Genomic DNA, 12,730 nt, shown 5'->3' with positions numbered 1-12,730 from the left:
TTATATTATTTTAAATATAAAAATAGCATTTAGGAAAAACTTCCATATTTTTAATCTAAAATCACAAAAAATGTCTTTTTTTACTTTAAAAACATCTTTTATTCACTTTCTATATTTTTTGAGTATGAAAAACTTTAGCCAAAATTACACTTTTTTAAAGTTTTTTTCTTAAAACAATGCAAAAAACAAAAAAACACGCCATTTTTGGCGTATTTTCTTGCATTAATATTATTTTAATTTTGCAAAGTGTGAAACTGTTCTAACAAGTTGTGAAACATATGACATTTCATTGTCGTATCATGATGAAATGTGGTAAAGGTTTTTACCATCAGCAGCTGGAACCATTTTTGTTAAAGCAGCATCATAAATTGATCCGTAGTGTGAACCAATAATGTCTGATGAAACGATAGGATCTGTTTCGTATTTTAATGTTTCGTTTGCAGCTTTTTCAAATGCAGCGTTGATTTCTTCAACTGAAGGTTGTTTTTTAAGTTCAACTACAAGTTCAACGATTGATCCTGTAATGGTTGGAACTCTAACTGCTGAACCATCTAAAATACCTGCAGCTTCAGGAATAACAAGTCCTAATGCTTTAGCGGCTCCTGTTGATGTAGGAACCATGTTTAAAGCAGCTGCTCTAGCACGACGTAAGTCGCTGTGTGGAGCATCTTGAAGTCTTTGATCTCCTGTATATGAGTGAACAGTTGTCATTCATCCTTTTGCAACACCGAAGTTTTTAACTAAAACATCAATAACTGGTGCTAAACAGTTTGTTGTACATGAAGCAGCTGAAATAACTGTATCTTCTTTAGTAATTACACCGTGGTTAACGTTGTAAACAACTGTTTTAACATCTGATCCAGCAGGAGCTGAAATAACTACTGATTTTGCTCCAGCTTCAACGTGAAGTGCAGCAAGGTCTTTTTTAACAAATCTACCTGTTGATTCAACAACAATGTCGATTCCTAATTTACCTCATGGTAAAGCTTTAGGGTCTTTTTCAGCGTAAACTTCAATTCTTTTTCCGTTTACAACAATAGCAGCTTCTTCAGCTTTAACATCCACATTTAATTGTCCAAAAGCTGTATCGTATTTAAGTAAGTGTGCTAAAGTTTTAGCATCAGTTAAGTCGTTAACTGCTACAACTTCTAAATCTTTATTGTTAGTTTCAAGTAATCTTCTTAAGAATAATCTTCCGATTCTACCGAAACCATTAATGGCTACTTTTTTCATATTTGTCCTTTCTAATAATAAATTAAGTAACTGATTTAATGTAATTATATTACATATATTTTTTTACAATTAAAGTATATAAGATTTTAAAAAAACGGAAGTTCAAAAGAACGACCGTTTTTCGTTTTATGTAATTATTTACACTGCAATGTCACACGCTTTTTAGATTCGAATTGATAATCAACAGCGTATAAGTTACCATTCGAAAATTGTAATTTTATGCTATTTTTTACTTCATTTTTAGTTGCATAATAAACTTTAAGTCGTTTATCATTAATCAATAAATAAGCTCCTGGATTGCTTGAAAAAGCTCTAATTTTATTAAAAGCTTCTTCAATAGTTAGCGAAGAGGCTAAAAACGCATCTTCTTTGAGTAACTTTGGCGATAAGACTACTAAAGATTCATCTTGAATTGTTTCACTAAAATCACCAGCTATAAATTCATTTAATCAACTTGTTATATGTAAAGTAGCTAACTCAGACATTTTAGCAAACAAACTATCAGATGTATCAGTATCTAAAATAGGTAATGTTGCTTCTTTGATGATGTTTCCTGCATCCATTTGCGCTGTCATGTAAATTAAGTCAATTCCTGTTTTATCATCCCCATTTCAAAGAGCGTGTTGAATTGGAGCAGCACCTCGATATTTTGGTAGTAATGAACCATGAATATTTAAAGATGCTTTTTTAGCTAAATCAAGTACTTTAGTAGGAATATATTGACCAAAAGCACAAGTAAGCAAAATATCATAATCCAACTCTTTTAACTCTTGATAAATTTGTCCAATTTTCTCAGGTTGGAACAATTTAATATTATATTTTTGCGCTAACTGTTTAGTTGGAGTTTCAATTAATTTATACCCACGATTAGCTGGTTTGTCAGGTTGAGATACAAGTGCAACTACATTAAAATTTTTAATAACTTCTTCAAAAATTGGAACTGAAAATTCAGGAGTTCCCGCTAACACAATTTTGATGTTCTTATCCAACTCACACCTCACATTCAATTGAATTTTTTACATAAGTAATTAAACGGTTAATTTGTTTTTGAACAAATTTGTCTTTAGAATCTTTGTGTTCTAAAATAGTATTAAGCTCACTTAAAGGAGTTTCAGAACCAAAAAAAGTTAATTTATTATTCTTGATGCGGAAATCAAGTAATTTAAGGAGAATTTTAAAAAATCATTGCGGGATTTTTTCATATCCAATATTATCCAAAAGTAATACATCACAATTAATTAATTCTCCAATAAGAAATCCTGAATCTTTATTCTTGGTTTTATCAAATGATAATTTAATTTCGTCCATTAAATAACTCACATTAATGTAGGCAGTTTTTTTATTTGATAAAGCCATTTCATTAGCAATAGAAGACAGTAGTTTTTCTCTAGCAACATTATTATTTGAATGCACAAAAAAACCTTTTAATTTAGAATATTTATCTTCACTAGTAAGAGCCTGTTTTAGCTCGTTTTGATACTCATATAAATCAAAGTATTCTTCTTCATTAAAATTAATATCGCTGAAAGTTTTTTTGTATTTAACATTTCCTAACTCTTTTAAAATCAAGTTGTTATAAAGAAGATATTGACGATTTTTTTCATTATTTGCAAAATAACGTTTTGTTTGTAAACTTCCATCAGCATTCCGAACAATCTCAACTTTGTCCATGTATTCTTCAGGAGAAAGTTCTCTTAATTTCATGTCCATTAAATCAATAAATTTATAGAAAATTTCTTCATCGCTTAGATGAAGTTGATTAATTATATCAGCTAAAAAGCTATCGTCTTTTGCCATTGCAATTAACTTTTCCTTATTTAAATTTGAGTTATTGGACATGTTTTTCCTTTAGAGTGAATTTAAATAGATTCTTTTTACATAATTTTTTGATTCTATTGATTTACGATAAATTTTATGATTTGAATATTTACCATCAAGATAATTTTCTGCTAACTCAAAAGATAATATGTTTTTACTTTTAAGTTCTTTTAAAATGCTACTAGTTTGCTTTAATGAAATTTCTTTTGAAGCAAAGTAACTAATTAATAAAGCAAAATTAATAACTTTGTAATCAAATCCAAGCCCTTCATATTCTTTTAGTGTTTGAATTTGATCAATTAAAATGTGGTTATTATTTAAATATTTGAAAAATTGAATAGGTTCATAGCTTTGAAGTGCTTGATATTCATTTTGAATGTCACTATTTAAAAAATGAATAGGTGTTTTTAATTCAATAGTGTTTTTGGCAAATGAACCATTTTTAACACTTTCTTCAATTCGTTTGCCAGCTTCAATAACCAAATCAATAGTTTTAGGTTTAGATATAGCTGGAAGCGAACCAAAAACATCAAAGAAATTTGCGCTAATATTTTGAACATATTCAGGTTTAATAACTGATTTAAATACATTGGCATTTAACAATGAATCAACAATATCCTTTCCTAGACACTCAACTAAAGCATTTTTTAATAAACGATTGTTTTTGACTTCTTCTTTATTTAAAGGTCTTTTAATAACAAACATTAATTTATTAGTTTGTGAGTTAAAGAATGTTTGAATTAATCCAATTGCTTCTAGTTTATTTCTAGATTCAGATAATTGAACTTCATCCAACTTTAAAAAAGCACACAATCCAGAAAAAGTAAATTCTGAATGATAATACTTATCTTCTTTGATTTTTGCATATAAATAGTTATATAAAGTTACAGCTTGCGCACCTAAAATCGGAAGATAAAACTTCAACATATTATCATTATCACTAGGGGTTAATTCTTCGCTTCTTTCAATGGTGAAAAAATTATAATTAATATGTTGCATATTTCTTCCTTTCTTGTATTGCTAAAGCTATTTTCAACTAGCTTGTATTAGTATTTTAAAAGAGTTAAAATGCATTTGTTTAAAAAAAATATTTTTTCACCTTTATTCCAATTAACCACTAGAGATATTCACAATTGTAAATAATCAAAAAATCGTTTTTTCTTCCAAAAAACAACTTTTTTTATTGCTTTTGTTAAATTATCCCAGTTATCCACAGGCTAAAAAATTTAAAAAAGTTGTTTAATTTTTTAAAAAATTTCTACTTTTTTTGGAGATTTTTTGTTTTTTATTCTTCTATTCTTTTTTCAAATTTCCAATAGTTGCGAAAATACAAGATATTAGTATAAAAGAGTATTTTTTTGATAAAAAATTGATACTATTTTTCTAAAAATCAAATAAAAAAACCAAGAAAATAGTTGTTAAAATTAACTATTCTTTGGTTGTAATTTTGCTAAAAAATCACTAATTTCTTCTGATGAACTTAATCATATTTGTTTAATGGACTTAAAAGGTAATTGACGTAAAAATTCAAGTGTATTTATGGTGTCTAATTGATTAAATCTTCCTAAATCCATTCCGCGTTTTAAAGCGTAAGCAATCCGAATTGGTTTTTTTAAATTTAAAACAATAATTTGCTCAGCCAAAGATCAAAATGGGACTTGAGAATTTTTTAGCACAGGAATTTCTGCATAATCATATTCGTTATCTTGCAAATGTTTAAACACTTTCAAGTGCACAAGTTCTTCAAAAACTTTAAAATCTTGATAATTATTATTTAATAAATTCAAAATTTTAGTTTTTGATACCGAAGAATTTTCTATTAAAAAATTTCATTTTGAATTGTTTATCTCATTCACAAAATCGCGATCATGATATAAATTTTGAACAAACACATCAGCATTAAACACTCGAAAACCTAAAGTATTTAACTTTGATAATAAAGTACTTTTTCCTGAAGATATTAAACCAGTAACAATAATCATTTATATTTCTCTTAAGTATCTTTTAGCTACATTTAACTCTAATTCGTTAAGAAGTTTTTCAGCTTGTTGGTAATTTATGTTCAAAAGCAATTCCTCTTTTGAATAGGTAAATTCTTCAACATTAGTATTTAATTTAGCTAATTGATAACACATATAACCTTGTTCTTTGGATTCTATTAATTTATTTTGTATTGACTTACTTAGTAAATTGATATTTTCGTAAATGTTTTCAAAAGATTGATATTCATTTAATAATTTAATCGCTGTTTTATCACCAATACCTTTAATACCAGGGAGATTGTCACTCGGATCTCCTTTTAAACCTTTGAAGTCAACTATTTGTTGGGGAGTAATTCCGTAGATGTCATAAAAATTTTCATGGGTAATTAATTGATAATCATTATCTGAATCTTTTTCAATAACACTTGTAGATTCACTTACTAGTTGCAATAAATCTTTATCCCGTGAAAAAATTAATTTTTCCAAATTTTCATCATTGTATTTTACTGAAGCAGTAGCAATTAAGTCATCTGCTTCAGCTCCATCAATTTCATTGTGCGCAATATTTAATAAACTTAAAAGTTGTTTGATTAAATTAAATTGCTCAAAAATTTCCACTGGTGCTTTAATTCGATTTGCTTTATAGTCACTATAAACTAAATGACGCTTGGTTTTGCTTTTGGCATCAAAAGCAACAAATAAATATTGCGGTTCATAAAAGCGAATCAATTTAACTAATTGAAGTAAAAATAAATTCACCGCATTAGTTGGTACTCCTTTAGAAGAACGCATAATTGCATTTATATCGCCTCTATAAGTGGCATAAAAAGATTGAAACATTAAATAATTTCCATCAATTAAGAGCATAATTTCTTTATTTTTCATCTTTTACTTCCTCTCAACTTTTAATTGAGTAATATCCTTTAGACGAAAGGGATAAACCAACTAAAATAACTCTAGGTTCAGGATAATTAATTAAATCTTTGGCTTCATTATCAAAAACAAATGCCGATACTGATGTTGAAGAATCAGATATTTTCGCAATTAATTGTCCTTTTAAATTTTTCTTAACACTTTCTAAAAAGACATAAAAGAAATGGTGTTGATTTTCGCTTAAGTGCTCAAGTTTTTTGCTTTGCTCATATTTTTTAGTTGGGTAAGCATTGTAAACTGCTCCCAAAAGATCTTTTTCTAACTTAATTTCAATTGCTAAATCCATTGGAAATGCAGTAATTTTCTTAGCATTAAAACCAGTATCGCTAATAAATTTTCGTAATTTATCTGCTAAAGATTCATCTGATTTGTCATAAAGCTTTTTAAACATTTCAGCTCCGTTATTAACTGTTGGCAAAGCATTAATTAATTCAATAACATTACCAAAACTTCTAAAAGCATTTGCTTTAATTAGTGTTTCAATAACTGAATCTCCAACTCCAGCTACTTTTAGTCGTAACGCACCAGTATAAAAGTTATCTAATTTACCACCACGAGCAATTTCTTCAGCAATTTTTGATACCGCTGAAGGACCAATTCCTTTAATCATTAAGACCGGAAGATAAATTTGAGATTTTTCAGTATCTTGATTTTTTCAAATAATTTCACTTTTAAATAAAGCATGATTTATATCTGGAGAATGAATAATGATATTTTGTTGTGAAGCTTTTAAAGCAAAATTTTTAATTGTACTCACATCTCCGGTGGCATTATCAATAATAACTTTATAAAAAATCTCTGGATAGCGAGCTTTATAAAAAGCTAACTTATAAGTGATAAATGAATACGCAACAGCATGAGCTTTATTAAATCCATATGAAGCAAATTTGAGAATTTGCTCATAAATTGCCTGTAGAACATCAAAGGGAATATTATTTTCTTGTCCTCTTTGGTAAAAAATACTTGAGTAGGTATTTAAATCTTGAGCATTCTTTTTAGAAATAGCTCGTCTAAGTAAATCAGCTTCAATAAAACTCATTTTAGCTACTTGTTGAGCTATTTGCATAATTTGCTCTTGATAAACAATAATTCCGTGTGTTGGAGCTACAATTAAATCATAAATAGGGTGAATTTTATCAACAGTTTTTGCTTTCATTTTTACATTAGCATAATCAGGAATAAAATCTTTTGGACCAGGACGATAGAGCGAAATGATAGCATAAATATCTTCGAAAGTATCTACTTTTACTTGTTTAATTACCCCTTTCATACCAGGAGATTCAAGCTGGAAAATTCCATCAGTATTTAATGAGTTAATTAGTTCATAAGTTTTTAAATCATTAAAAGGATTAAAATTCAAATCAATAACTGAATCAAAACGAAACTCTTCTTTGATTTGGTGCTCAATTTGATTGATAACAGTTAAGTTTTTAAGTCCAAGAAAATCAATTTTAATCAAACCATATTGTTCTAAATTATTCATTTCAAATTCAACTTGATTAAGTGCAGCTGAAGAATGACGAACTGGTACAACATCAGTTAAAGGACGATCGCTAATGATTACCCCTGCTGCGTGAATACCGCTTTGGCGAGGCATTCCTTCAATTTTGCATGCATATTGATGTAATTTTTCATGTTTGTCAACAAGCATTTTATATTTACTGTTTCTCTGATAAGCAACTTCTAATGAAGTGTCAAATTTAGTTAATGAACTAGTTATTTTATCTACATCAGTAAGTGGTATCCCTAACACTCTGGCTACATCACGAAGTGAAGATTTTAAAGCCAAGGTTTGAAAGGTTGAAATTAAAGCACAATTATCATGTCCAAAACGTTTACCAATATATTCAAGAATCTCATTACGACGATCATCTTGAATGTCAATGTCAATATCAGGAAGCGAAACCCGAGCCACATTTAAAAAACGTTCAAATAACAAGCCATATTCAAGTGGATTGACATTAGTTATATCTAGCAAGAAAGCAATAAGAGATCCAGAAGCTGAACCTCTTCCTGGTCCTACTTCAATTTTTTGGTCACGAGCAAAATCTAAAACATCTTTAATAACTAAAAAATAGTTAACAAACTGAAGTTTTTCAATTGTATCTAATTCATATTTGATTCGTTCATCTACAACATCTTTTCCGTGTCTTTTGATCAATTTAAAATATTTGTTACGGTTTAGTTTTTCTTTTAATAATGAATTAGCATTTTCAAAAGAAGCTAATTTAATATCGCTTGATATTTCAAATGGTTCAATTAAATTTACAAAATTTTGCATTTGCGCTTTAACAGCATCATCCACGTTTGCAAACTCATTAATGTCAAAGTAAGAATTGTAATTATTTAAAGATTCTTCTTTTTGAGCTATTTTACTTAAAATTGTCAAAATTTCATTTTCTTGCGATGCAATAACTCTTTTTACTGGTGCATAAACTGTCGGGATGCTTTCATGAGCAGTTTTAGCATTTCAATAAAAATTAGTTAATTTTGTTGGAATTGCATCGCTACTAAAACCTTTTTCATAATGATTTACAATTAGAATATTTTCATTATCTAATTCCTTAAAAGAAATCTCAATGTTTTGAGAACGTTTTAAAATCAAATTGTTAATAAAGACATATCCAGCATAGTTTTTAGCATACACCATAACTGTTGCTTTATCGCTTAAATCTAATTCAATACCGGCAATAAGTTTTAATGAATGGGTTTTTGCAAAATCCAAAAACATCGGTAAAGCAAAAAAGTTTTCTTTATCAGTGAGTGTTAAATAAGGTAATTTGTGTTTTAAAACTAACTCAAAAAGTTCTTTAATTTTAATGGTTGAAGATAAAAAAGAATATTCAGTATTAGTGTGCAAAATGATGTGATTGTTCATAATTTATATTTTACCTTTTTATATTTTTATTACCCTTATAAAGTACAACTTTTGCTTTTCAGCAACAAAAAAAACTCCAAAGGGAGTTACTTTTGAAAATAAGCTTTGATTTGAGCTTTTTCAACAATTAAAGGATCTAAATTCAAATTAGGATTTTCATAAACTATTCGAATATCATTTTTTTTGGCTAAATTGACAATATTGATACAATCATAAAACACTCTTGTTTCATTTAAGCGTTTAGAAATGACCTCACCAATTACAATAACCTTTAATTTAGTATAGTTAATAACGTTAATTAAAGGTTTATCAATTTTATCTACATATAAAGCAGTAGGCATGTTGTAACCATAATTTGTTTCAATTTTAGTTCTTAATTTTTCATAATCAAATAAATTTTTGTATGCATAAACTAAGTAAGTTGGGGAAATAGTTGAATCAGTGATTTCTGATTTTAAGAATACTTCTTGAGATACTTTAACCATGTTTGATCCAATTGCTTTTTTAGCGTTCAAATTCTCATTTAAAGTATTTTTAATATTTTCATATCAAGAGCTTTCAAATAAATAATTTAAATAAGGTGCTTTTTTAAAAAACTCTAAATATTGCACATTGAAGTTTTTAGGTACAATTTCTCTAACTGACAAAATTGAATCGTTATGACTTTTATAAACTTTAATTTTAAAACTTTTTAAATCAAAGTTTTCGTTGGTATTTAATTTAATGTATTCATTATAATGGTAAACAAATTCTTTGTATTTATCTTCCAAAACAATTGAAGAATGAACATTTATGTATTCATCACTATGTTCTCTGTTATTTAAAATATTAAATAAACAATAACGAATTTTGTCAAGTAATTGAACGCTATCGTTCTGGATTTTAGAAGAATTTTCTTCTGTAAAAATGGTTCCAGCAATGAAATACTTTGTTAAAAGAAAGTTTTTATTTAGTTGTTTTACATTTTCAACTAATTCTAAATACGAAGATTGTCCACGTTTAGCAAAAACAAAATATAAAAATCCATCACGAATATCAATGTATGATTTTTTGTAAGGAATTCCAAAATGTTTGTAAATTGAAATAATTTCAAGAGGTTGGATTTCATTAATATAAAAATAGGGTTTAAGAGCAAAAGCTAAAACAACTTTCTTTTGAAAAAAAGTGTTTAACTTTTTTTGATGCTTAATTAGTGAATTTACATTTTCATGAGCATAAACTCGATTACGATGTCAACTAATTGAACAACGAAAATGTCCATCATTTTTGGAAATAATTTTTAAAACATATGTTGTTTTGTAATTTAAAATCTTTTCAAGTTTTAAAATAAGTTTTTCAAAAATGGTTAAGTTTAATTCACTACTACTGGTATTAATTTGATCAAAACTAATAACTAAATCACTTTGAAATTGAGTTTCTGAGTTTAAGTACTTTTGAAGTTTTTTAGAAGTTTTCTCATTTAAAAAATTCAAAAAACTTTCTATAGTTATGTATTTATAGGTATTAAATTTATTCTTTTTAGAATCAAAAATTGTTGACATAAATAAATATTTGTCAGATAAACGTAAAACCCGTTTATTGATATTGTCAATTCTAAATAAAATAACACCTGAAAAAGATCTTAAATAATATAAAATGACAAACAATAACGCAATAACTGATCCGCAAATAAATAAAATAAAACCAAATACTAAGCTTAAAATGATTGTCATTATCTTGATATTACCCGAATTGCTGGGTAATCCTTATTTAATGTTTTTTCTTTTTTGTCTTTTACGAATCTAACAACAATTTCGTTTCCGTTCACTTCTAAAATCTCACCTTCTCCAAAGGTAATATGAGAGATAATATCACCAACAATTACTTTGTTTTGTTTTTTCTTGTCTTCTTCAGTTTGGATTAATGAATTTTCAAAATTCTTAGACAAGATAATTTCATCTAAATTAATTCCCATTTCTTTAATAAAACGAGATGGTGATTTCGGAATTTGTGTTCCTATTAAATATCCACGTGAATCGCTGATAAAAAGGTTTTTTCTAGCTCTAGTAATAGCAACATAAGCTAAACGTCTTTCTTCTTCAATTGGTGAATCGGTGGCATTTAAGTAACTGAGTCCTTTTTCAGAATTATCAATTACACGAATACTTGGGAATATTCCTTCGGTTAAACCAACCACAAAAACATTATCAAATTCAAGTCCTTTAGCAGAGTGAATGGTCATTAAAGAAACATAATTATTTCCATTATCCCCTTCATCTGTAGCTGAGAGTAAAGCAACCATATTTAAATAATCACCTAAAGTACCATTAGGATGCGCTTGTTCCCAACTTTTAATTGATTCAATAAATTCTTTAACATTGTCTAATGCTGAACCACGTAAATTTTTATTGTTTTCAATATGTTCATAGTATTTAATTTGCTTTAAGAATCAATCAAGAACTTTAGAAATGCTAAATTTTTCTAATAATTGCTTTCCTGCAATAATTGTTTTTAAAAACGGAAACAATTTTTCAGTGATAAGTTTTTTAGGTACAGGTAAAGTTTTTATATCTTCAATTAAGGTTTTGTAAAGACTTTTTCCTTGACTTTGTGCGTATTCACGTAAATCTTTTAATGTTATTTCTCCAATTCCACGAGCAGGTACATTAATGATTCTTTCTAAAGCTATATCTGAACCATCAAATAAAACTCTTAAAAAAGCTACTGTATCTTTAATTTCACTTCGTTGGAAAAATTTAACTCCATTGAATATTTTATGATTGATATTTTCTTGAATTAAAGCTTCTTCAAAAGGTCTAGAATAGTAATTAGCACGATATAAAATAGCAATATTTTTTAGTTGATTTTTTTGTTTTTTAAGTTCATTAATTTTTTGAACCACTCATCTAGCTTCAGCTTCAACATTAAATCCATGGTAAAACTCAATATCAACTCCTTCTTCGTTTGGAGTAATTAAATTTTTACTAAAACGCATTTTATTATGCTGAATCAATTTGTTAGCGGCATCAAGAATTTTTTTAGTTGAACGATAATTTAAATCTAAAACAATGGTTTTGCAATTAGGATATTCTTTTTCAAAATCTAAAATTAAATTAACATCAGCCCCTCTTCAGTTGTAGATTGTTTGATCTGGATCTCCCACAATTGTTAGGTGTGTATTTGGACCTACAATGCTTTTGATGATGTCATATTGCATTTTTGAGGTATCTTGAAACTCATCAATTAAAATATATGAAAACTGTTTTTGGTAGTACTGAGCCACTGATTTATGTTCGCTTAATAATTTATTGGCGGTGATTATTAAATCATCAAAATCTAAAGCACCCTTTAGAGCTAATTCATCTAAATATCCTTGATAAATTCGAACAATTGGATCATCTAGTTTTAAATTTAACGCTTCAGCAAACTGATAAATATCATATGAATGATTTTTAGCTCAACTAATATATTGAATCATGTTTCTATAACTAAGTTCTTGAACCGAAATATCATTTGCTTTATATAAAGAGGCTAAAACTTGATTTTTATCAACTTCATCTAAAATAAGAAAATCATTAGGATAACCTAATAAATTAATATGTTTACGTAAAATCGAACTACAAAGTGAGTGAAAAGTGAAAATTTTTAAATCTTTATCATTTTCAATATATTTTGTAATTCTTTCTTTCATTTCATTGCAAGCTTTATTGGTAAAAGTAACCGCTAAAATATTACTTGCTGAAATACCTAAATCATTAATTAAATAGGTAACTTTACGGGTTAAAACCTTAGTTTTACCACTTCCTGCTCCCGCAATGATTCTAAGGGGAGAATCAAAGTACTCAACTGCTGAACGTTGAGATTCATTTAAATCGCTTAATACATCACTTTTTTTTAGTAACATAAT

General features: G+C 27.5%; 9 protein-coding genes. All 9 read right to left on the bottom strand.

What is annotated here, in order from left to right; genetic code table 4:
- Positions 1 to 228: 228 nt before the first annotated feature.
- Complete coding sequence (gene gap / locus EXC45_RS00385) at positions 229 to 1,233, bottom strand: type I glyceraldehyde-3-phosphate dehydrogenase (RefSeq protein WP_036434152.1); 1,005 nt, start codon at positions 1,231 to 1,233, stop codon at positions 229 to 231.
- 134 nt (positions 1,234 to 1,367) lie between these two features.
- The gene (gene fmt / locus EXC45_RS00380; RefSeq protein WP_036434221.1) at positions 1,368 to 2,210 is read right to left on the bottom strand and encodes a methionyl-tRNA formyltransferase; all 843 of its coding nucleotides are present in this window, start codon (positions 2,208 to 2,210) and stop codon (positions 1,368 to 1,370) included.
- A gap of 4 nt (positions 2,211 to 2,214) precedes the next feature.
- The gene (locus EXC45_RS00375; RefSeq protein ID WP_036434149.1) at positions 2,215 to 3,072 is read right to left on the bottom strand and encodes an ATP-binding protein; all 858 of its coding nucleotides are present in this window, start codon (positions 3,070 to 3,072) and stop codon (positions 2,215 to 2,217) included.
- Between the two features lie 9 nt (positions 3,073 to 3,081).
- Positions 3,082 to 4,050: a replication initiation and membrane attachment family protein gene (locus EXC45_RS00370; RefSeq protein ID WP_036434147.1), complete on the bottom strand. Its 969-nt coding sequence runs from the start codon at positions 4,048 to 4,050 to the stop codon at positions 3,082 to 3,084.
- Positions 4,051 to 4,475: 425 nt separating this feature from the next.
- Positions 4,476 to 5,033, bottom strand: a complete 558-nt coding sequence (locus EXC45_RS00365) for a nucleoside/nucleotide kinase family protein (protein WP_036434144.1) — start codon at positions 5,031 to 5,033, stop codon at positions 4,476 to 4,478.
- Positions 5,034 to 5,918, bottom strand: a complete 885-nt coding sequence (locus tag EXC45_RS00360) for a 5'-3' exonuclease (protein WP_036434142.1) — start codon at positions 5,916 to 5,918, stop codon at positions 5,034 to 5,036.
- On the bottom strand, positions 5,908 to 8,844 hold the full coding sequence (gene dnaE / locus EXC45_RS00355; protein WP_036434139.1) for a DNA polymerase III subunit alpha: 2,937 nt from the start codon (positions 8,842 to 8,844) through the stop codon (positions 5,908 to 5,910). The genes EXC45_RS00360 and dnaE overlap by 11 nt, the downstream gene beginning before the upstream one ends.
- 86 nt (positions 8,845 to 8,930) lie before the next feature.
- Positions 8,931 to 10,556, bottom strand: coding sequence for an MHO_4530 family protein (locus EXC45_RS00350; protein ID WP_036434137.1), 1,626 nt, complete (start codon positions 10,554 to 10,556; stop codon positions 8,931 to 8,933).
- Entirely contained in the window at positions 10,556 to 12,727 is a 2,172-nt protein-coding gene (locus tag EXC45_RS00345) for an ATP-dependent helicase (protein WP_036434135.1), read from the bottom strand. The genes EXC45_RS00350 and EXC45_RS00345 overlap by 1 nt, the downstream gene beginning before the upstream one ends.
- Between the last annotated feature and the right edge of the window lie 3 nt (positions 12,728 to 12,730).

It is taken from the genome of Mycoplasmopsis columboralis (assembly GCF_900660675.1).
GTDB lineage: Bacteria > Bacillota_I > Bacilli_A > Mycoplasmatales > Metamycoplasmataceae > Mycoplasmopsis > Mycoplasmopsis columboralis.
This window is presented reverse-complemented; position numbering and strand designations above follow the sequence as displayed.